This window comes from Kitasatospora sp. NPDC001159 (genome assembly GCF_053598235.1).
The window spans coordinates 102046-123187 of sequence record NZ_JBSFJV010000004.1 but is presented as its reverse complement, the minus strand read 5'-3'; the positions used below and the strand labels follow the sequence as shown (position 1 = coordinate 123187).

At 73.2% G+C, this 21142-nt stretch carries 18 protein-coding genes; 6 read left to right on the top strand and 12 right to left on the bottom strand.

What is annotated here, in order from left to right; all coding sequences use genetic code 11:
• Nucleotides 1-24: 24 nt before the first annotated feature.
• Complete coding sequence (locus ACWC9T_RS03850; protein WP_449819431.1) at nt 25-1332, bottom strand: LLM class flavin-dependent oxidoreductase; 1308 nt, start codon at nt 1330-1332, stop codon at nt 25-27.
• 250 nt (nt 1333-1582) lie between these two features.
• On the opposite strand from ACWC9T_RS03850, the gene ACWC9T_RS03845 reads away from it, so the two are divergent.
• Nucleotides 1583-1906: an ATP/GTP-binding protein gene (locus tag ACWC9T_RS03845; protein WP_449819430.1), complete on the top strand. Its 324-nt coding sequence runs from the start codon at nt 1583-1585 to the stop codon at nt 1904-1906.
• A 47-nt stretch (nt 1907-1953) separates the two neighbouring features.
• Here the strand turns inward: ACWC9T_RS03845 and ACWC9T_RS03840 are convergent, their stop codons facing one another.
• Both ACWC9T_RS03840 and ACWC9T_RS03835 read right to left on the bottom strand, forming a co-directional pair.
• Nucleotides 1954-2721, bottom strand: coding sequence for an ABC transporter permease subunit (locus ACWC9T_RS03840; RefSeq protein WP_449819429.1), 768 nt, complete (start codon nt 2719-2721; stop codon nt 1954-1956).
• A gap of 1 nt (nt 2722) precedes the next feature.
• A complete protein-coding gene (locus tag ACWC9T_RS03835; protein ID WP_449819428.1) occupies nt 2723-3727 on the bottom strand; it encodes an ABC transporter ATP-binding protein in 1005 nt (334 codons plus the stop codon).
• A 348-nt stretch (nt 3728-4075) separates the two neighbouring features.
• Between ACWC9T_RS03835 and ACWC9T_RS03830 the strand changes: the two genes are divergently transcribed.
• Entirely contained in the window at nt 4076-4873 is a 798-nt protein-coding gene (locus ACWC9T_RS03830) for an alpha/beta fold hydrolase (protein WP_449819427.1), read from the top strand.
• Nucleotides 4870-5181, top strand: coding sequence for a hypothetical protein (locus ACWC9T_RS03825; RefSeq protein ID WP_449819426.1), 312 nt, complete (start codon nt 4870-4872; stop codon nt 5179-5181). The genes ACWC9T_RS03830 and ACWC9T_RS03825 overlap by 4 nt, the downstream gene beginning before the upstream one ends.
• 81 nt (nt 5182-5262) lie before the next feature.
• Here the strand turns inward: ACWC9T_RS03825 and ACWC9T_RS03820 are convergent, their stop codons facing one another.
• The 3 genes from ACWC9T_RS03820 to mce form a co-directional block, all read right to left on the bottom strand.
• A complete protein-coding gene (locus ACWC9T_RS03820; RefSeq protein ID WP_030282004.1) occupies nt 5263-6192 on the bottom strand; it encodes a coiled-coil domain-containing protein in 930 nt (309 codons plus the stop codon).
• Nucleotides 6193-6309: 117 nt separating this feature from the next.
• Nucleotides 6310-11037 (bottom strand): hypothetical protein, encoded by a 4728-nt coding sequence (locus ACWC9T_RS03815; protein ID WP_449819425.1) that lies wholly within the window; start codon nt 11035-11037, stop codon nt 6310-6312.
• Between the two features lie 514 nt (nt 11038-11551).
• Nucleotides 11552-11995, bottom strand: coding sequence for a methylmalonyl-CoA epimerase (mce, locus tag ACWC9T_RS03810; protein ID WP_449819488.1), 444 nt, complete (start codon nt 11993-11995; stop codon nt 11552-11554).
• A gap of 246 nt (nt 11996-12241) precedes the next feature.
• On the opposite strand from mce, the gene ACWC9T_RS03805 reads away from it, so the two are divergent.
• Nucleotides 12242-13435 carry an acetyl-CoA C-acetyltransferase gene (locus ACWC9T_RS03805; protein ID WP_449819424.1) on the top strand — a complete coding sequence of 398 codons (1194 nt, stop codon included), beginning with the start codon at nt 12242-12244 and terminating at the stop codon, nt 13433-13435.
• Between the two features lie 118 nt (nt 13436-13553).
• On the top strand, nt 13554-14510 hold the full coding sequence (gene meaB / locus ACWC9T_RS03800; RefSeq protein WP_449819423.1) for a methylmalonyl Co-A mutase-associated GTPase MeaB: 957 nt from the start codon (nt 13554-13556) through the stop codon (nt 14508-14510).
• Between the two features lie 145 nt (nt 14511-14655).
• Here the strand turns inward: meaB and ACWC9T_RS03795 are convergent, their stop codons facing one another.
• From ACWC9T_RS03795 to ACWC9T_RS03775, 5 genes are all read right to left on the bottom strand, one after another.
• Entirely contained in the window at nt 14656-15171 is a 516-nt protein-coding gene (locus ACWC9T_RS03795; RefSeq protein WP_449819422.1) for a MarR family winged helix-turn-helix transcriptional regulator, read from the bottom strand.
• A 40-nt stretch (nt 15172-15211) separates the two neighbouring features.
• A complete protein-coding gene (locus ACWC9T_RS03790; RefSeq protein ID WP_449819487.1) occupies nt 15212-16012 on the bottom strand; it encodes an AIM24 family protein in 801 nt (266 codons plus the stop codon).
• Between the two features lie 197 nt (nt 16013-16209).
• Entirely contained in the window at nt 16210-16860 is a 651-nt protein-coding gene (locus tag ACWC9T_RS03785; RefSeq protein WP_449819421.1) for an AIM24 family protein, read from the bottom strand.
• Nucleotides 16860-17498, bottom strand: a complete 639-nt coding sequence (locus ACWC9T_RS03780) for an AIM24 family protein (protein ID WP_449819420.1) — start codon at nt 17496-17498, stop codon at nt 16860-16862. Before ACWC9T_RS03780 ends, ACWC9T_RS03785 begins: the two co-directional genes overlap by 1 nt.
• A gap of 92 nt (nt 17499-17590) precedes the next feature.
• A complete protein-coding gene (locus tag ACWC9T_RS03775) occupies nt 17591-18412 on the bottom strand; it encodes a DUF2127 domain-containing protein (RefSeq protein ID WP_449819419.1) in 822 nt (273 codons plus the stop codon).
• A gap of 291 nt (nt 18413-18703) precedes the next feature.
• On the opposite strand from ACWC9T_RS03775, the gene ACWC9T_RS03770 reads away from it, so the two are divergent.
• A complete protein-coding gene (locus ACWC9T_RS03770) occupies nt 18704-19021 on the top strand; it encodes a DUF3817 domain-containing protein (protein WP_449819418.1) in 318 nt (105 codons plus the stop codon).
• A 99-nt stretch (nt 19022-19120) separates the two neighbouring features.
• Here the strand turns inward: ACWC9T_RS03770 and ACWC9T_RS03765 are convergent, their stop codons facing one another.
• Nucleotides 19121-20749 (bottom strand): M4 family metallopeptidase, encoded by a 1629-nt coding sequence (locus tag ACWC9T_RS03765; protein WP_449819417.1) that lies wholly within the window; start codon nt 20747-20749, stop codon nt 19121-19123.
• Between the last annotated feature and the right edge of the window lie 393 nt (nt 20750-21142).

Below are 21142 nucleotides of genomic sequence, written 5' to 3'. Positions count from 1 at the left end.
CGACGCCCGACCGTCCCGACGAGCTCAACTGAGCTGCGGCAGCACCTCGGAGCCGAGCCGGGCGATGTTGTGCAGGGTCGCCTCTCGGTCGCCGCTGCCCTCGGCGAGCAGGGCGAACCGCCGGATGCCGGTGCGCTCGGCAGTGGCCAGCAGCCGGTCGGCGCACTGCTTCGGGGTGCCCACCGCGTGCAGGTCGCAGAGGAGTTCGGTGTACTGGTGCGGGTCGCGCATCTTCCGCTCGCGGCCATCCACGGTGCGGTGCGCGCCCAGCCCGTGCTCGAACCAGCCGGGCATCGCGTTCAGCAGGGTGGCCCGGGCCTCCGAGGCCCGGTCGTCCACCTGGGCCACCCCGGCCGCGACGTGCTGGCGGCTGATCCGGCGCAGCTGCTCCTCGCCGCGCCCGGCGGCCAGCCAGGCGGTGCGGTAGAGCTCCAGCATCCGCAGCTTGTCGTCGTCGCCGGAGTGCATGCCGAGCAGCATCGGCAGGCCGCGCTCGGCGGCCAGCCTGACCCCGTTCGGCGAGGTGCAGGCGACCACCACCGGCGGGCCGGCCACCGGCCTTCCGGCGGTGGTGAGTTCCTCGCCGAGGCCGGCGTCCTGGCGCTGGCGGGGGAAGCGCACCGGGCCGGACGGCTCGTCCAGGCCGAGCCAGCTGCCCAGGCCCGGGCGCCGCAGCGACTCGGTGGCCTGCGGCACCACCGGCACCTCGGGGAAGGAGAACTGCGGGCCGTCCGCGCCCACCTGGGAGCCGCGCAGCCAGCGCAGCAGCAGGTCCAGCCGCTCCGGGAAGCCGTTCTCGTAGGCCTTCACGCCGCTGCCGAACACGTCCAGGTCGATCCACGGCCCGCCGCGGCCGACCCCGAGCGTGAAGCGCCCGTCGGAGGTCAGGTGCAGCATGGCGGCCTGTTCGCCGAGTGCCACCGGGTGGCTGGTGGAGAGCACGCTGACGGCGGTGCCGACGCCGATCCGGCGGGTGCGGCCGAGCAGCAGCGCGGCCAGTGTCGCGGCGTTGGGGCAGACCCCGTACGGGACGAAGTGGTGCTCGGCCAGCCAGACGCTGTCCAGGCCCGCTCGTTCGGCCTCGACAGCGGCCCGGACGGTGCGCTCCAGCGCCTCGCCGTGGGTCTGTCCGGGGAACTGCGCGGACAACAGGAACGCGCCGACCCGTACCGGGGCGGTGTTCGGCGGCAGCGCGCAGGTGCGTTGCGCGGCGGTCAGTGGCTCGCCCGCGACGGCGGTCAGCGGTGGTACGGAGGTCAGCGCCGGGCCGGGTGCCGGTGGCCGGACGCCGACGGACCGACGGGTCTCGGCGCGCGGGCTGGTCTTGGTCATCCTGGGGCCTCCTCGGGTGCACGCAGGGTCTGCGAGCCCCGCCTGTTCCCTTCGTGGGTATCCGATGTCATGTGCCAATGGCACGCGGAACCCCGAATTTCCGCGATGACCGGGTGGATCTCGGCAAAAACGCCGGACCACCGGCCGAACCCGTGATAGGGGCCGTTCAAGAGCTCGGGCACCCGGACAGGCCCGGGAGACAGGCCCTAGGCTGGAACGACTTCGAGCCCCGGAAGAGAGGCAGTCCGCCGTGCCCCGCCGCAACCGGATCAAGATCGCCGCCCCCCGCGAGAGCGCCGAGTCGGCCGCCGCCCCGCTCGGCGGATCGCTGCGCCGTACCGAGAACTACCAGGGCGACGACTGGGTGGTCCAGACGGTCGCGGGCACCTCGGGGCGGTCCTACCGCTGCCCGGGTTGCGACCAGGAGATCCCGCCCGGGATGGGCCACGTGGTGGCCTGGCCGATGCACGGCGCCGGGGTGGACGACCGGCGGCACTGGCACCGCGCGTGTTGGGGAGCGCGGGAGCGCCGGGCCTCGAACATCCTGCGAGGCCGCGGTGCTCCGCGGTACTGACCGGTTCTGACCCGGTACCGGCTGCCCCCCCGGGGTGCCGAACCGCCTTACGCGTCGCGGTTCTTGAACACCAGCGCGCCGCCGACCAGGGCCGCCGCGGTCCAGGCCAGGCAGATCGCGAAGCCCGCCCACGGGCCGTACGGCTGGCCGTTCTGCTCGTACACCAGCAGCATCCGCGAGCCCGCGTAGTCCGGGAAGTAGTGGGCCAGGGTCTTGACCTTCGGCACCGCCGAGAGGATCGGCGAGAGCAGGAAGAAGAACGGCACCAGCACGCCGAGGGCGAGCGTCTGGTTGTGCAGCATGGCGGTGACGCCGGCCGAGAACAGGCAGAGCATCGTCAGGTACAGCGCGGCGCCGAACACCGCGCGCAGCACGTTCGGCTCGCCCAGGGTGGTGGAGTGGGCGCCGAGCAGCGACTGGCCGACGAAGAAGGTGACGAAGACGGTCACCAGCGAGACCGCCAGGGCCAGCGCGCCGAGCACCATCGCCTTGCCGGTGAGCAGGGTGCCGCGCTGCGGGACGGCGGCCAGGGTGACCCGGATCATGCCGCTGCTGTACTCGTTGCCGATCGCCAGCACGCCGAAGACGATGATGGCCAGCTCGCCGAGCATGATGCCGGAGAAGGCCGTGCCGGTGGCGTCGAACGGGGTCTGCTGGTGCCGCCGGAACTCGGTGAAGTTGTTGTTGGTGAGCAGGGACAGCAGCGCGCCGATGCCCACGGTGACCACGAAGGCCAGCGCGAGGGTCCAGACGGTGGAGCGGACGCTGCGGATCTTCGTCCACTCGGATCGGAGGATCGCCGGGAAGGACGCCATCTCAGTTCTCCTCCTGTCGCACCGCGGCGGTCGGCCGGGTGCCGTCCGCCTTCCAGCCGGCGCCCCAGGGGCCGGGTGCGCCGGCCGCGTCCCGGCCCGGTCCGTCGCCCGCGTGGTACTCCACCGCGTCCGCCGTCATCTGCATGAACGCCTCCTCCAACGAGGCCTGCTGCGGGCTGAGTTCGTGCAGCACCACGCCGTGCGCCGCGACCAGCTCGCCGAGGACCGCGATGTCGCCGTCGAGCACCTCGTAGGAGCCCTCCGGGCCCGGCTCGTGCCGCAGGCCGGCCCCGGTCAGCACGTCGAGCAGGCGCTCGGGCTGCGGGCTGCGCAGCCGCACGGCGGAGCGGGAGTTGCGCCGGATGAACTCCGGCATCGGCAGGTCGGCGAGCAGCCGGCCCTTGCCGATGACCACCAGGTGGTCGGCGGTGACGGCCATCTCGCTCATCAGGTGGGAGGAGACGAAGACCGTGCGGCCCTCGCCGGCCAGGCGCTTCATCAGGTTGCGGATCCAGAGGATGCCCTCCGGGTCCAGGCCGTTGACCGGCTCGTCGAACATGACGATCTCCGGGTCGCCGAGCAGGGCGGAGGCGATGCCCAGGCGCTGGCCCATGCCGAGCGAGAAGCCGCGGGCCCGCTTGCGGGCGACCGGCGTGAGGCCGACCAGGGCGAGCACCTCGTCCACCCGGCGCTCCGGGATGCGGTTGCTCTGGGCGAGCCAGAGCAGGTGGTCGCGGGCCGTGCGGCCGGGGTGGACGGCCTTGGCCTCCAGCAGTGCGCCGATGTACTTGAGCGGCTCGCTGAGTTGCCCGTAGCGCTTGCCGTCGATGGTGACCCGGCCGCTGGTCGGACGGTCGAGGTCGAGGATCATGCGCATGGTGGTGGACTTGCCGGCGCCGTTGGGGCCGAGGAAGCCGGTGACGACCCCCCGGGGGACCTGGAAGCTGAGCCCGTCCACGGCGAGCGTCTTTCCGTAATGTTTTGTCAGGTCGTGCAACTCGATCATTTGCGCTCCCTTACTCCTTGTCGGGCCCACCCGACCCAATAGCAAAGGGTAGTGATCCTGTTGCATAGTGTCACCACAGGCCCGGAGTCCAGGCGACGTCGGGCGCCCTCCCGGCCGCGGCGAGTTGCTCGGTGGCCGGCCAGCGTCCGGAGGGACGCACCACGCGGGCCGGAATCGTCAGGTTCCGGCACCAGGGTGCGAAGACGATCGGCCAGGTGGCCGCCGCGTGCGACCACCAGAAACTGAGGAAAGCTCAGGATTGCCTGGCGGATCAGCGGCGCTAGGACAAAGCGGATGACGCGGCCCGCTGAGTGGGCCCCGCCGGGCGCACCGGAATAGGTTGGGCGCATGACCCAGCCCCCCTCCGCAGTGTCCGTCCGCGAGAGCGGTACCGGAATACCCCTGGTGCTGCTGCACGCCTTTCCGTTGAACGCCTCGATGTGGTCCACCCAGCTGGACGCGCTGCCCGGTCTGACCGGAGACGAGGTCCGGGTGCTCGCCCCCGATCAGCGGGGTTTCGGCGGCACCGAGCTGGGCGCCGACGAACCCTCGCTGGACCTGGTCGCCGACGACCTCGCGCTGCTGCTGGACGCGGCCGGGATCGACCGCGCGGTGGTCGCCGGGCTCTCCATGGGCGGCTACGTGGCGCTGGCCTTCGCCCGCCGCCACCCGCAGCGGCTGGCCGGACTGCTGCTGGCCAACACCCGCGCCACCGCCGACACCGATGCCGCCCGGGCCAACCGGGAGCGGATCGCCGCCGCCGTCACCGCCCGGGACAGCGTCCAGCTGCTGCTGGACGAGAAGGTGGCGGCCGGGCAACTCGGGCCCGACTCGCAGCACCTGGTGGAGCGGGTGCAGGCGATGGTCGCCGCCGCGCCGCCGGCCTCGGTCGCCTGGGCCCAGCGGGCCATGGCGGCCCGACCGGACTCCCTGGACGTCCTGGCAGGCCTACGGGTGCCGCTGTCGGTCGTCGCGGGCGCCCAGGACGCCCTGGTGGCTCCGGAGGAGGCCGAACGGATGCTACGGGCCCGCCCGGACGCCGAGCTGACCGTCGTCCCCGGGGTGGGCCATCTGAGCGCCCTGGAGGCACCCGGCGCGTTCGACGCCGCCGTCCGCCGACTGCTCGCCCGGGTGGCCGCCGGATGAGTCAGGACGCGGCGGGCTGGGACTTCTCCGCCTTGGAGGTGACCGGCCGGATGCCGGTGACCAACCGCGGCGAGGGGTTGGTCGAACTGACCCTGGAGCCACTCGGCGAGGACTACTGGTTGCGCCCGGGGGAGACCTTCATCGTCACCTCGTACGGCGACCACGGGCCCGGGCACCCGTTCGAGGTGCAGTACTGGCCCGACTCGGTGTCGGTCTGGTGCACCTCCTGGTTCGGCACCGTCTCGGACGACGAGGGCAACCAGCTCAGCAGCGGGCACCAGCGGCCCGACGGGGCCTACCCGAGGTAGTGACGGGGGGAAAGCCGACAGGCCCTCACCCGGGAGGGTGAGGGCCTGCTGCGCTAGTCCCTGCTCGCGGGTCGCCGGCCGTCAGCGCGACTGCTGGGCGGGCACGCCCATGGTGTCGTCGTTCGGCAGCGAGGCGGCGGCCACGGCCGCGCCGGTCAGCGTCGCCAGCATCTCGCGGACGTTGGTCAGCTGGGCGTTGATGCTGTCGCGGCGGTTGGTCAGCGCCGCCAGCTCGCGCTCGGATTCGCTGCGGATGCGGTCGGCCTTGGCGTTGGCGTCCGCCACGATGTCCTCGGACTGGCGCTGGGCCGTCTCGACGGTCTGGCGGGCGCGGCGCTCGGCGTCGGTGCGCAGCTTCTCGGCCTCCAGGCGCAGCTGCTCGGCCCGGTGCTCGATCTCGGCGAGGCGCTTCTCGGCCTTGGCCTGACGGGCGGCCAGGTCGCGCTCGGACTGCTCGCGGCGCTTGGCGAGGTTGGTCTCGAACTCCAGCGCGGCCTGGGCGGCCTTGGTGCGGGTCTCCTCGAAGAGGGCGTCCGCTTCCTCGCGCTTGTTCTGGGCGTCCTTGTTGGCCTCGGCGCGCAGCTGGGCGGAGTCGCTCTTGGCCTTGTCGACGATCCGCAGACCCTCGTCCTCGGCCTTGGCCTTGCGGTCCTTGGCGTAGTTCTCGGCCTCGGTGCGGACCTGCTGGGCGGCGGCCTCGGCCAGCTCGCGGTGCTGCTCGGCGGCGCGGTGCGCCTCGTCGCGCAGGTCCTTGGCCTCCTCTTCGGCGAGCCGCAGGATCTTCTCGACCCGGGCGCCGAGGCCGGCGTAGGAGGGCTCCTGCTCGGCGACCGCCGCCTGGGCGGTCTGGGTCTCCAGGTGGAGCTCCTCGATGCGCTTCTCCAGCGCGCTGATCCGGGTCAAGGCACTGTCACGGTCGGCCACCAGCTTGGTGATCCGCTCGTCGACCTGGGCGCGCTCGTACCCACGGCGCACCAGGTCGAAGCCGTGAGGGGAGTGACTGTCGCTCATGGGACTCTGGGCTTCCTGTCGTCAAACCGCTGAGGTGGTTGAGGGAATCCTGACACGGTACCGGAGTGTCGACGGCGAAATGCCGTTGTCTCACGGACAATGACCGCCAATGTCCGCTCAATCGGGTGGTGCGTTCTTGGAGCGATTGCCACCCGACCGGGGGGAGCCAACTCCGGCACCGGCCTTGGCACCCCCGTCCTTCTTGGTACTGCTTCCCCCGTTGGCCTGGGCGACCGGTGACGGTGCCTCGAACGCCTCCAGCGCCGACAGCACGTCCTGGACCCTGGAGATCTCGGTGTTGATGTCCTTGCGGCGGCGCACCAGCTCGTCCAGCTCGCGCCGGCCCTCGTCGGTGACCCGCTTGGCCTCGGCCTTGGCCTCGGCGACCAGCCGCTCGGCCTCGGCCCTGGCCAGCTCGATCTGCTCGTCGGCGGTGCGGTCGGCCTCCTGCAGCCGCTTCTCCGCCGCGGCGGCCGCGCTCTCCAGCCGCTCCTCGGCCTCGGTCTCGGCCGACTGCAGCTTGGCCTCGGCCTTCTCGATCAGCGCCTCGGCGCGGTCGGTGGAGTTGGCGAGCTTGGTCTCCGCCTCCTTGAGCAGGCCCTCGGCCTTGCGGACGGCGGAGAGCCGGACCTTGCTGGCCTCCGCGGAGGCCTCCGAGGTCAGCTCGCCCGCCCGCTCCTCGGCGGCCGCGACCAGGGCGGCGGCGCGGTCCTCGGCCTCGGCGACGGTGGCCACCGCCTGCTCCTCGGCCTCGGTCAGCTGCTCCTGAGCGGCCGTCACCAGGGCGTCCACCCGCTCGCCGGCGGACTTCATGGCCGCCGCGTTCTCCTTGCGGGCGCGCTCGTGCAGCGCCTCGACCTCGGCGTCGGTGCGCTCGCGCAGCTCCTCGGCACGCTCGCGGATCGCGGTGGCGTCCCGGCGGGCCTCGGCGAGCAGCGCGTCGGCGTCGGCCCGGCCCTTCTCGACCTCGGCCTGCCCGGCCGCCTCGCCGGCCGCGACCAGGCGGTCGGCCTCCTTGCGGGCGGCGGCGACCATCGCGTCCGCCTGCTCCTCGGCGGCCGCGGTGGTGGCCAGCGCGGTGGTCTGGGCGTCCTCGCCGAGTGCCTCGGCGTCCGCGAAGGCCTTCTCCAGGACGGACTTGGCCTGCTCGCGGGTGGCCTTGTCGAACTGCTCGGCGGCCTCCCGGGTCTCCGCGTCGTAGGCGTCGGCGCGGGCGCGGGTGGCGCTGTCGTACTCGTCGGCCAGGGAGCGGGTGGCGAGGGCGTACTCCTCGGCCTCCGCGCGCAGCCCGGCGGCCAGCTCCTCGGCGTCGGCCACCGTCCGGGCGGCCTGGGCGGCGGCGTCCGCGCGCAGCTGCTCGGCGGCCTCCTGGGCGGCGCGCAGCTCGGCCTCGGCATCGGCGCGCAGCTGCTCGTCGTAGGCCTGGGCCTCGGCGCGCTGACGGCCCAGCTCGGCCTCGGCGGCCTCGCGCTCGGCGGCGAGCTCCAGCTCGGTCTGCTCGCGCAGGGCGGTGGTCTCGGCCTCGGTGCGGGCGCGCAGATCGCCGGTCTCGCGGTCGGCGAGGGCCCGTTGCTCGGCGCAGTACGCGTCGGCCGCCTCGCGCAGCTCGGCGGTCTCGCGCGCGGCCAGGTCGCGCTGCTCGGCGGTCTCCCGGTCGGTGAGCTCGCGGACCTCTGCGGCGTAGGTGTCGGCCGCCTCGTGCTGCTCGACGGCGTACGCGTCGGCCGCCGCGCGCTGCTCGGTGGTCTCCCGGTCGGCGAGGGCGCGGGTCTCGGCGGCGTCCTGCTCGGCCCGGTCGCGGACCTCGGCGGCCTCCTGCTCGGCGGTGGCCTTCAGCGCGGCGATCTGCTCGGCGGCGGCCTCGTGCAGGCCGGCCACCGACTGGCGGACCTCGGCGGCCTCCTCCTCGGCGGCGGCGACCAGCTCGGCGCCCTCGGCCCGGGCGGCGGCGACCACGTCCGCACCGTCGGCCCCGGCCTGCTCCAGGACGGCGGTGGCCTCGGCCCGGATGCCGTCGGCGGTGGCGCGGGCCTCGGACAGCTCGCGGCCGGCCTCGGCCCGTACCGTCTCGGCCTGCTCGTTGGCCAGCGCCAGTTCGGCGGCGGCCTTCTCGCGGGTGGCCTTGGCGTCCTGGGCGGCCTCGGCCCGGCGCTGCTCGGCGGCGGTCCGGGCCTGCTCCAGCAGCTCGTCGGCCTCGGTGCGCTGGGCGGCGGCGTACTGGTCGGCGCTCTCGCGCTGCTCGGCGGCGTACCGGTCGGCGGCCTCGCGCTGCTCGGTCGTCTCGGTCGCGATGCGCTCGGCGAGCTCGCCGGCGTGCTGCTCGGCCTCGGTGCGGACCCGGTTGGCGTAGGCCTCGGCGCTCTCGCGTTGCTCGGTGGTCTGCTGCCGGGTCAGGGCGCGCAGCTCGGCCGTCTCGCGGTCGGCCGTCTCGCGCTGCTGGGCCGCGTACTGGTCGGCGGCGCCGCGGATCTCCGCGACGTGCTGCTCGGCCGCGGCGCGGACCTCGGCGGTCTCCCGGGCGGTGCGCTCGGTCAGCTCGGCTGCGGCCTGCTCGGCCTGCTCACGGGCGGAGCGGGCGGCGGCCAGCTGCTCGGCGGTCTCCTCGCGCTCGCGCCGCAGCCCGGTGGCGGCGGCCTCGTGCTCGCGCAGGCTCTCCTCGCGCAGCGCGTTCGCGGCGGCCTCGGCCTCGCCCCGGGTACGGGCTGCCTCGGCGTCGGCCTCGGTGCGCACCCGCTCGGCGTCGCCGACCGCGGCGTCCCGGACCGCGCTCGCCTCGGCCTGGGCGTCGGCGATCAGCGCCTCCGCGGCGGCGCTCGCCTCGGCGCGCACCCGCTGGCCGAACTCGGCGGCGTCGCGCCGGAGTTCGGCGGTCTCGCGCTCGGCGGCGACCCGGTTCTCGGCGGCCGCGGCCTTGGCGGCGGCCAGGGCGTCCTGGCCCTGCTGCTCGGCCGCGGCGGTGATCTTCCCGGCCTCGGCGCGTGCCCGGGTCAGGGTCTGCTCGGCCCGGCCCTGGGTCTCGGCGGCCTGCTCCTGGGCCTGCTCGCGCAGCCGCTCGATCTCCCCGGCGGCGCCGGCACGCAGCTCGTCAGCGTCGGCCTTGGCCCTGGTGAGCAGCTCCTCGGCGTTCTTCGCCGACTCCTCGATCTGCAGCACCGCCTGGCGGCGGGCCTCACTGCGGGCCCGGTCGGCCTCGGCGGCGGCTTGGGCGCGCAGCTCCTCGGCCTCGGCCCTCAGCCGGGCCGCCTCGTCCTGCATCTGCTCGATCCGCTCGCGGATCGCGGCGGCGTCGTCCAGGGCGGCGTTCTGGGCCTGCTCGACGGCAGCCTGGGCCTGTTCGCGCAGTCGCTGCGCCTCGGCACGGGCCTCGGCGCGGATCCGCTCGGCCTCGGCCGCGGCCTCACCGCGGGCGGCCTCGGCGTCCTGGTTGGCCCGGCCGAGCACCTCCTCGGCGGTCTTGGCGGCCTTGGCGAGGTGGACGGTGGCGTCCTTGGCGCCGGCCGCCCGGCCCTCCTCCTCGGCCTCGCTGCGCAGCCGCTGGGCCTCGGCCTCGGCCTGCGCCCGCAGTTCGGCGAGTTCCCGGTCGGCCTGGGCCCGCAGCTCGGCGATCGCGGCCTCGGCCTCGGCCTTCAGCTCGGCGGCGACCGACTCGGCGGTGGCCCGCAGCCGCTCGCCCTCCTCGGCGGCGGCGGCCTTGGCGGCGTCCGCCTCGGCCTGCCTGGTGGCGGCCTCGGCCCGGATCGCCTCGGCCTCGGCCCGGATCGCGGAGGCCTCGGTGGTGGCCTGGGCGACCATCCGGGCCACCTCGGCCCGGGCGGTCTGCGAGCGCTGCTCGCTGGCGGCCTCGCCGTCGGCGACCTTGCGCACGGCGGCGGCCTCGGCGTCGGCCTGGAGCTGCTCGGCGGCCTGCTCGGCCTGGGCGCGCAGCTCGGCGGCCTCCTGGCGGGTGCGCTCGGCCTCGCTGATGGCCTCGGCGCGCAGCCGCTCTATCTCGGCCTTCGCGGCGCCGAGCTGCTGCTCGGCGCGGGCCTGCTCGGCGGCGGCCTGCTCCTTGAGCCGGCTGATCTCGGTGTGGGCGACGGCCAGCTGCTGCTCGGCGGCGGCGTGCGCGGCGGCCAGCTCCTGCTGGGCCTGGCCGCGGGCGGCGTCCACGTCGGCGGCGGCCTGGGCGCCGGCCTGCTGGGCGTGCTCGGAGGCGGCGCGCAGCAGGCGCTCGGCGTCGCTCTGGGCCCGCTGCAGGGCGGCCTCGGCAGCGGCCTGGGCCTCGCCGCGGGCGGCGTCCACGTCGGCGGCGGTCTGGGCGCGGGCCTGGTCTGCGAGCGCGGTGGCCTCGGCGCGTGCGGCGGCGACCATCCGCTCGGCCTCGACGCGGGCCTCCTGGAGCAGGCGCTGGGCCTCCTGCTCGGAGCCGGCCCGGGTCTGTTCGGCCCAGCCGTTGACGTGCTGCTCAGCGGAGCGGCGCAGCTCGGCGAGCTCCTCCTCCAACTGGCGGCGGCGGGCGGTGAGCTCGGCCTCCAGCCGGGCGGTGCGCTCGGCGGCCTCGGCCATGATCCGCTGGGTCGCGGCCTGGGAGTCGCGCAGCTGGCGCTCGGCGTCGGCGCGCAGCTGCTGGGCCTGCATCTCGGCCGTGCGGAGCATCTGCTCGGCCTGGCCGGAGACGGCGTCGAAGGCGCGCGGTTGGGCGAGCATGCGACGGGACTCGTGCAGCTTGGCCCGGAGCACCTCCACCTGGTAGGCGAGATCCTCGGCATGCTCGACTGCCTTGTCCCGCTCCTTCCGAGTCCGACCCATCTCGGCCTCGAACTGGGAGAGGTGATCGTCAACCTCGTAGCGGTCGTTGCCCCGCACTCCGCGGTCCCATCCATCTCCTGGTTGCGTCCTCGACCCGGCCGGTTCCGGGCTCCCGTGTGGGGCGCCGGTCCGACTGGTCCTTGCATCCGCAGCCATGGACGACCCCCGGCCAAGCCGGGGCCGTCCGCCGCGGTCGTCGGAATCCTCGGTGCGGGAGCGCGGGGGTGCCGCGTTCCCTCGTCCGGGTGGACTCCTGGGCGAACTCTTGCCTGTGGAGAATGGTGACAGATCCGTCTTGCGACTGTTCAGCCGTGCCCGCGTACTGGACTCCCCTGCGACGGGCCGACCACCGGAGGGCGGACGGGCCTGTCTTCGGCCGTGCTCGTCTCCTCCGTCCCCCGGAGTCTTCGCGCACCTGGGCATTGTAGTGGGAGCGCACTGCGGGGGAATGTCCGCGTGGGGGTTTTCCGGCCGTCGGACCAGGTTACTGACGGGTCGCTAGGGTCGATCCTCGGGGTGCCGCCCCGGGGCGGGCGGCACCGCGCGGGCTCTCAGTGCCCTTCGTGGGGTCTCAATGCCCTCCGTGGGCGCCCGGCTCGGCCGAGGTGACCAGCTCGGTCAGCACGCCGCCGCAGTCCTTGGGGTGCAGGAAAGTGATCCGCGAGCCCATCGAGCCGATCCGCGGCTGCTCGTAGAGGACCCGGACGCCCTTGCCCCGGATCGCCTCGGCGTCGCCGTCGACGTCGGCGGTGCCGAAGGCGATGTGGTGCACGCCCTCGCCGTTCTTCTCCAGCCACTTGGCGACGGTGGAGTCCGGCCGGGTGGGCTCCAGCAGCTGGAGGTACGAGGCGCCGCCGTCGTCCGTCCCGTTGATCCGGAGCATGGCCTCGCGGACGCCCTGCTCCTCGTTGACCTCGCTGTGGAACACCTCGAAGCCGTAGGTGGCGCGGTAGAACTCGACCGTCTTGTCGAGGTCTCGGCAGGCGATGCCGATGTGGTCGATACGGGTCAGCACGGCGACCTCCGGGGCGGGTAGGGAAGAAGGTGACACCCAGTGCAGCGTACGGGCCTCAAGCCGCGCCAGCGCCCGGGGTGCGAGCCTGCTCACACGGGGCGGGGTTCACCCGGATCGTGTTGACACGGTGTTGACTGGACGGTGCCAGTGCGCTCGATCACACCGTCGCTCCGGTGACGGGCGGAAAACAGGTCAGTACATTGAGCGCATCCTCACCTGGCCACGACGTGCGAAGGGGCCCGTCCCATGACCAACACCACCTCTGTGATCGTCGCCGGTGCGCGGACCCCGATGGGTCGCCTGCTCGGCTCCCTCAAGGGCTTCTCCGGTGCCGAACTCGGCGGCTTCGCGATCAAGGGCGCGCTGGAGCGGGCCGGGATCACGGGTGACCAGGTCCAGTACGTGATCATGGGCCAGGTGCTGCAGGCCGGCGCCGGCCAGATCCCGGCCCGCCAGGCCGCCGTCAAGGCCGGCATCCCGATGAACGTCCCGGCGCTGACCATCAACAAGGTCTGCCTCTCCGGCCTGGACGCCATCGCGCTGGCCGACCAGCTGATCCGGGCCGGCGAGTTCGACATCGTCGTGGCCGGTGGCCAGGAGTCGATGACCAACGCCCCGCACCTGCTGCCGAAGTCCCGCGAGGGCTTCAAGTACGGCGCGATCGGGATGCTCGACGCGATGGCCCACGACGGCCTGACCGACGCCTACGAGAACATCCCGATGGGCGAGTCCACCGAGAAGCACAACACCCGCCTGGGCATCGCCCGCGAGGTCCAGGACGAGATCGCCGCCGCCTCGCACCAGCGGGCCGCCAAGGCGCAGGCCGACGGCGTCTTCGACGCCGAGATCGTCCCGGTCGCCATCCCGCAGCGCAAGGGCGAGCCGGTGCTGTTCAGCCAGGACGAGGGCATCCGCGCCGACACCACCGTCGAGGGCCTGGCCAAGCTTCGCCCGGCCTTCGCCAAGGACGGCACCATCACCGCCGGCACCTCCTCGCAGATCTCCGACGGCGCCGCCGCCGTGGTCGTGATGAGCAAGGCCAAGGCCGAGGAGCTGGGCCTGACCTGGATCGCCGAGATCGGCGCCCACGGCAACGTGGCCGGCCCGGACAACTCGCTGCAGTCGCAGCCGTCCAACGCGATCAAGCACGCGCTGTCCAAGGAGGGTCTGGAGGTCTCCGACCTCGACCTGATCGAGATCAACGAGGCCTTCGCGGCCGTCGCCCACCAGTCGATGAAGGACCTGGGCGTCTCGGCCGACATCGTCAACGTCAACGGCGGCGCGATCGCCCTCGGTCACCCGATCGGCATGTCCGGCGCCCGCGTGGTGCTGACCCTGGCGCTGGAGCTGCAGCGCCGCGGCGGCGGCGTCGGCGCGGCCGCGCTGTGCGGCGGCGGCGGCCAGGGCGACGCGCTGATCGTGCGCGTGCCGAAGGCCTGATCGCTGACCTGACTCCCGGGGCTGCGGACCGCCACAAGTGGTCCGCAGCCCCTTCGGCATCTGCCGACTACCGCCGGCACGTGCCGACATCCGCCGGCATCTGCGCAAGGAGATCCTCATGTTCGATGTCGCCACGCTGGTCGAGCAGGCCCGGGAGGGCCGGCCACGGGCGGTCGCCCGGCTGATCACGCTGGTCGAGAACGCCGCCCCGCAGCTGCGGGAGGCGATGGCCGCGCTCGCGCCGTACACCGGGCAGGCCTACACGGTGGGCCTGACCGGCTCGCCCGGGGTCGGCAAGTCCACCTCCACCTCGGCACTGGTCTCCGCCTACCGGCGGCTCGGCAAGCGGGTCGGGGTGCTGGCCGTCGACCCGTCCTCGCCGTTCTCCGGCGGGGCGCTGCTGGGCGACCGGGTCCGGATGCAGGACCACGCGACCGACCCCGAGGTGTTCATCCGCTCGATGGCCACCCGCGGCCACCTCGGCGGGCTGTCCTGGGCGGCGCCGCAGGCGCTGCGGGTGCTGGACGCGGCCGGCTGCGAGGTGATCCTGGTCGAGACCGTCGGCGTGGGGCAGTCCGAGGTCGAGATCGCCGCCCAGGCCGACACCGCCGTGGTGCTGCTGGCCCCCGGGATGGGCGACGGGATCCAGGCCGCCAAGGCCGGCATCCTGGAGATCGGCGACGTCTTCGTGGTCAACAAGGCGGACCGGGACGGCGCCGACGCCACCGCCCGGGAGCTGAACCACATGCTGGGTCTCGGCGAGGCCCGGGAGGCGGGGGACTGGCGCCCGCCGATCGTCAAGACCGTCGCGGCCCGCGGCGAGGGCGTGGACGAGGTGGTCGAGGCGCTGGAGAAGCACCGCGCCTGGCTGGAGGAGCACGGCGAGCTGGCGGCGCGCCGCCGCCGCAGGGCCGCGCAGGAGATCGAGGCGATCGCGCTGGCCGAACTGCGGGCCCGGATCGGCGACCTGTCCGGGGACCGCCATCTGGCCGGGCTGGCCGAGCGGGTGGTCGCGGGCGAACTGGACCCGTACGGGGCGGCCGACGAGCTGGTCGCCGGGCTGACGCAGAGCTGAGTGCGGCAGTGCGCCTGGTGATCCGCCTCCCCTGATCGCCCCCGTCGCCGCTTCGGCATGACCGAAGCGGCGACGGCATTGTCCGGGCCCTTTGCGTAGGAAGTCGGCCAGGCCGACTTCCTACGCGGAGAAGAGCAGCGGTGGTCTAGGAGCGGCCGCGCAGGCCGCGGAGGTGTTCGGCGACCGGGGCCAGCGCCTCGTACATGGCGTCCAGCTGTTCCGGGGTGAAGCGGTCGATGAAGTGCGCCCGGACGCTGCGGACGTGGTCCGGGGCGACCCGCTGCATGGTCTCCCAGCCCTGTTCGGTGAGGTGGGCGTAGAGGCCGCGGCGGTCGCCGGGGCACTCCTGGCGCAGCACCAGGCCGGCGTTCTCCATCCGGGTGATCTGGTGCGAGAGCCGGCTCTTCGACTGCAGGGTGGCGGTCGCGAGGTCGGTCATCCGCATCCGGTGGTCGGGGGCCTCGGAGAGGACGACCAGGATCTCGTAGTCGTTGATCGCCAGGTTGTGGGGTTGGAGTTCGCGGCTGAGCTGGTATTCCAGCAGCTTGGCGACCTCCAGATGGGCGCGCCACATCCGCTGCTCCCTGGCGGTCAGCCAGGGAGTCTCCTCCTCGGGCGGCGACGGAGGGTTGTCCGCAGTGTCGATCGTGTGCGCATCCATGGGATCCAGCATAGCCGATTTAGTTCAATTTTGTACAAGATTACAGGCCGAAACGCCGTCCGAGTTCGCCCAGGTTACCGAGGCCCGGCGCGTTGGGGTTGCCGCCGACGTTGGCCTGCTGGGTGGGCACCCCGCCGACCGGGACGCCCGCCTCGGCGTCCACCACGCCGACCGACCGCTCGGCCAGCAGCTTCTCGCTGGACTGGATCAGCACCTGCCCGGCGCCGATGAACTCGAACTGGTGCTCCTCACCGGAGGCGCCGCCGATGCCGGTCAGTCGCCGCAGCCCGCCGACCACCCCGTGCAGGTACTCGTGGTCGTAGTGGTGGCACGGCGCCGGGCAGTCCGCCCAGCCGACCAGCGCCTGCGGGTCCACCCGGATCGGCGGCTCGACGAAGTGCACCGGCCCGTTGGAGGCGGCGACGAAGCGGCCGGTGCCAATCAGGGTCAGGAAGCCCGGGATGATCGACTGCTTGAGCCGCAGCGTCGGGTCGAAGGCGAGCAGGTTGCCGGAGCGGACGGTCAGGTTGCCGTCGTCCAGGTCGTAGGAGTTGAGGTCGAAGGCGCGGTCGGCCAGCAGCAGCTTGCCGGTGCCCTGGGCGACCACCCAGTCCGTCGCGTGCAGCGGGGAGTTGAAGTGCTGCCCGAGCACCCGGTCGATCATCCCGGCGCCGACGCCGCGGAAGGTGATGTCGCCGTAGTAGGCGACCATCTTGCCCTTCTGCAGGAAGTAGGAGCCGTTCAGGTCGACCGCGAAGGCGTACGGGTTGACGTTGTCGTTGGCCGGCAGGGTGTACGCGTCGTACGCCACCGGGCCCTCGCCGCCGTGGGTGGTCGGCAGCGGGGCCTGGGGGCCGCCGAACTGCTCCTGGGCGTAAGCCTGTTGGGGCTGCGGCGGCTGCGGCTGGTAGCCGGGCGGCGGTGGCGGATAGCCCTGCGGCGGGCCGTAGTTCGGCGGGACCGGCGGCACCGCGAAGCCCGGCTGGGTCGGCTGGTCGTGCGGCGACTGCCCGTACGGCGGCTGCGGCGGGTGGGACATCAGAGCTTCTCCTCGCTCGCCTGGACGTACACCGCGCCCTGCCCGGACAGCTCCAACTGGAACGCCTCGCCGGAGCCGCGGCCGATCATCTCGCGCCAGCCGATCGCCGTGGACAGCTTGTTGCGCACCTCGCCGCGGTGCGCCACGTAGGCCTGCGGGTCGACGTGCACCGGCTGGCCCGGGGTGATCGGCAGCTCGAAGACGCCGCCGTGGGCCATCACCGCGACCGAGCCGCGGCCCTCCAGCCGGGTGGTGAACAGGCCCTGCCCGCTGACCTGGCCGCGGACCATGCCCATCACCCCGCCCTGGGAGCCCAGGAACACGGTGGACTGGCGCAGCGTGCCCTCGAAGGCGAGCAGCCGGTCCGCCTCGACGAACAGGGTGTCGCCGTCCAGGTCGATCACCTGGACGTGGTGGCCGCCGTGGCCGAACATCACCCGGCCGTGGCCCTCGACGGTCATCAGCGGGGTGTCCTCGTTGGCGACCCGGCGGCCGATCATCGACATCACCCCGCCCTGGCCGCCGGTGATGTTCGGGGTGAACCGGACGTCGCCGGTGTACGCGATCATCGCGCCGCGCTGGCTGAACAGCCGTTGCCCGGGCACCACCTGGGCCTCGACCAGCTTGCCGTTGATCCGGGTGAAGCCCATCAGACGTCACCCCCGATGGTGACCTTCTCCGAGGGCTGGACGTACACCAGGCCCTCGCCGGTGAACTCGATCTGGACGGCCTCGCCGCCGCCCTCGCCGATCACCGTGGTCCAGCCCGCGCCGGACTTGAGGCTGCGGTGCAGGCTGCCGGTGTGCGCGAGGTACGCGCCCGGGTCGACCCGCAGCGGCATGTCCTTGCCGACCCGCAGGATGACGGCGGGCCCGTTGGAGGTGACGGCGGCCCAGCCGTGGCCCTCCACCTTGGTGGTGAAGAGGCCGTTGCCGGAGGAGACGCCGTTCAGCCCGGTGAAGCTGGTGCCGGTGTGCAGGCCGGCCTCCGTGCAGAGCAGGTTGTCCGACTCGACGTAGAGCGTCTCGCCGCCCAGCCGGACCAGGTTGATCTCAGTGGCCTTGTCGGCGAAGTAGCAGGTGCCCTGCCCCTTCACCTCCATGACGGTCATCCGCTCGCCGGTGAGTCTGCGGGCGACCATGCCGCGCAGTCCGTCCCCGCCGCCGGTCAGCTTCTTGAAGGTCATCTGGCCGGTGTAGGCGACCATCGAGCCGTGTCGGGCCTTGACGGCGTCGCCGGACAACTCGACGGCGAGCACCCGCGATCCCTGGAGTCTGAACTGTGCCACGGCCGCAATCTAGCTTTTGCGGGCGCGGCCGGGCGAGAGGGCGGGGACGAACTGGTACGTGCCTGGGACAAACCCGGCGGCGAACGCGCCGGTCAGGCGCGGACGTGCGCCCCGGGGCCGTGGCCGTGGCCGTGGCCGTGGTCGGGGTGCGGGACGGTGCCGGCCGCCTCCTCGACCTCCAGCAGCGAGGCCGAGTGGCGCTCCGCCTCGAAGGCCACCGCGCCGCCGCGCAGGCCGAACAGGCGCTTGGATAGCATGATCCACAGCACCGCGGCGATGTTCAGGGCCAGTGTGCAGATCTTCACCGGGCTGACGTGCTCGTGCAGCTCGTAGCCCTCCAGCGGCAGGAAGGCCGCGGTGGCGACCACGGTCAGGTACTCGGCCCAGCGCCTGCCCAGCCAGAGGCCGACCGCCTCGACGATCTCGATCAGCGCGTAGGAGACCAGCGCGCCCGCGACGATCAGCAGGGTCTTCTTCTGGTAGCCGAAGGTCTTGCGGATCGTATCGACGATCGGGGCGTGGTCGAGGTCCCAGTGGAAGTGGTCGGCGACCGGCTTGAAGACCGTGAGGTCCTCGTCGAAGACCCGCTGCACGGATTCCTGGCTGTTGGAGAACTTCCAGACGCCCCACGCCATCAGGATGATGATGACGCCGCGCAGCACTCGCTCGACGGCGAGGAAACGCAGGATGAAGAGGTCCCGAAGGGCCTTGCCGCGCGGCACCAGCGGGGCGTTAGCGGCCGGGCCGGAGCCGTGCGGTGCGCCCAGCGCGAAGTCCCCGCAGCGCAGGCAGCGCCAGGCGTCGCCGACGGCGGTGGCGGCGTGCAGCCGGGAGGCCAGCTCGGGCTCGGTCGGCGCGTAGGTGATATGCCCGCGCTTGGCGCAGGTCCTGCGGTCCCAGTCCCGCTTGAACATGGTGTGGCCACCCCCGTGTGCGATGTGTTCCGCGCCCGGAGTCGGTGGGCGCGCGGGCAAGAGGATAGGGGGTACGGGCGACGGTTCGTCGCCGTCGGCCGCGAATCCGGCGCACAGCTGTGACATCGCGGGCGTGTCGGGAGCGCTCGTGGGGCGGCCGCTGTGAGATCGGGCACGGTGGCCACCCCCGGTCCGGGACTCGGACGCGCGCTCGGCGATAATGGCCGGAAGGCTTGTGAGTCGCTTCACAAGCGCGCCCGCGCCTTCGACCCCCGTATTGAGGTATCCATCGTGAACAGCAGCGCCGTCCACCGCCTGCGCCTGGTCTCCACCCCCGAGGGGATCTCCTTCGTCCTGCTGCTGATCTGCTCGGTGCTGAAGCGGACCACGTCCTTCGACGCCGTGCCGGTGATGGGCATGGTCCACGGCATCCTGTTCATCCTGTACGTGATCTTCTGGATCCAGGCCTGGCAGGCGCAGAAGTGGGACGCCAAGCGCGGCATCCTGCTGTTCGTGCTCTCGGTGCTGCCGTTCGGCGGCTTCGTCGCCGAGCGGATGCTCGGCCGCGAGGAGCGCGGGGAGCTGGAGCCCGCCGCCGCCACCGCCTGACGCGAACGCGTGGACGTCGACAGGCTGCCACGGCCTCCTCTCCCAAAGGGCCGCGGCAGCCTGTCGCCGTTTCTTGCCGGGAGTGGTCCAGGACGCGCCCTAGCTGACGTTCACCCCGCTCCAGGCCGCGGCCACCGCCTTGTACTCGGTGCTGGTCGCGCCGTACAGGTCGGCGGCGGCCTTCAGGGTCGCGGTGCGGGCGGCCTTGTAGTTGGTGGTGGAGGTGAAGTAGACGGTCAGCGCGCGGTACCAGATCGCGGCCGCCTTGTCCCGCCCGATGCCGGTCACCTTCGAGCCGTTGGAGGTCGGGCTGTTGTAGTTGTAGCCGTTGATGCTCTTGGCGCCGCTGCCCTCGGAGAGCAGGTAGAAGAAGTGGTTGGCGACGCCGGACGAGTAGTGGACGTCCAGGTTGCCGACGCCTGAGGACCAGGAGTCCGCGGACTTGCCGTCCAGGGAGGGCTTGTCCATGTAGCGCAGCGGCTTGCCGTTGCCGAAGAGGTTGAGCTTCTCGCCGATCCAGTAGTTCGGCGGGTTCGCCGGAAGGTTGGCGTACCACTCGACCATGGTGCCGAAGATGTCCGAGGTGGCCTCGTTGAGGCCGCCGGACTCGCCGGAGTAGATCAGTCCGGCGGTGGCGGAGGTGACGCCGTGGGTCATCTCGTGGCCGGAGACGTCGATGGCGGTCAGCGGGTGGGTGTTGCCGGAGCCGTCGCCGTACGTCATGCAGAAGCAGGAGTCGTTCCAGAACGCGTTGACGTAGTTGGAGCCGTAGTGGACCCGGCTGGTGGCGCCGACGCCGTTGTTCTTGATGCCGTTGCGGTTGAACGTCTTCCTGTAGTAGTCCCAGGTGGCCGCCGCGCCGAACTGGGCGTCCACGGCGGCTGATTGGCGGTTGGAGGCCAGGCCGTTGCCCCAGCTGTTGCTGGTGCTGGTGAAGAGCGAGCCGCTGCCCGAGGTGGCGCCCTTCAGGTCGGTGGTGGACTGGTTGCCCCGGGTGGCGTCCTTGAGCGAGTAGGTCGAGCCGCTCTGGGTGGTGGTGAGCGTGACGGTGCCGACGTTGACGCCCTTGCCGGTGCCGGTCGCGGTCTGGAACTCCTCGTGGGTGGAGAGCAGTTCGCCGGTCGCCGCGTCGGTGACCACCTGCTGGCTGCTCGGGGTGCCGTCGGCCCGCTCGCCGCGCACCACCGTGCGGTGGGCCAGGCGCGGGTTGCCGTCGGTGGCCCAGACCACCAGCTCGGCGGCGCCGGCGCCGTCCACCCGGCTGAGCGCCGACTCGTCCGCGTCGGCGGCCAGGCCCACGGTCGCCCGCACCGCGGCGGTGGCCTGCTCGGCCGCCTGGTCGGCGGTCAGGCCCGGGATCGCGGCGGGCAGTGCCAGTCGGCCGGCGAAGGCGCGGTCCACGGAGCTCACCGAGCCGTCGGGGCGCTGGTGGACGACCAGGTCGCCGCCGAGCACCGGCAGGCCGGCGTAGGTGCGCTCGTAGCGCAGGTGCCGGGTGCCGTCGGCGTCGACCACGGCGTCCTTGACCACCAGCCGTTCCTGGTCGCCGAGGGTCAGCTGCCGGGCGAGCGGGGCGCTCTGGGCGGCGGCCAGCGCGAGCGGCGCGGCCGACAGCTGGTCGGGCGCGGGGGCGGCGGCCTGGGCGGCGGGGAGGGCGGCGATCTGGACGACGCCGGCCAGCAGTGCGGTGGCGGAGAGTACGGCCGGGAGGGTCAGCTTTCGCTTCACGCGTGGGGGTTCCTTCCACGAGACCCGCGCTTTCCCGCGGGTGCGCCGCGTACCGGGGCGCCGGGGTTGGCGCCGTTGGGGCGGTAGGGGCGCGGACGTGCTGCTCCCGTGCGGCTCCTGACGTGCCGCCGGATGGGTGGGGGTGGCGGGGCGTCGGACGGGGGCTTGGTCAGAAGCATGACAATCCACGGCAGTGAAGGACAGGGCGCCGTCGGGGATTGGCCAGGAGTCGCCAGGGCCGGTACGGATGGTTCGGCTGCCGCCCATTGCCCGGAATCCGCGGTTCGTCCTGCTGGCGGGACTCCGCCAGCCGGCCGGCCTTGACAGCCTCCGGGGCTGGCGGAGCCCCGGGCACGGGGTGGGCGGCGCCCGGGCGCGCGCATGGGCGGACGC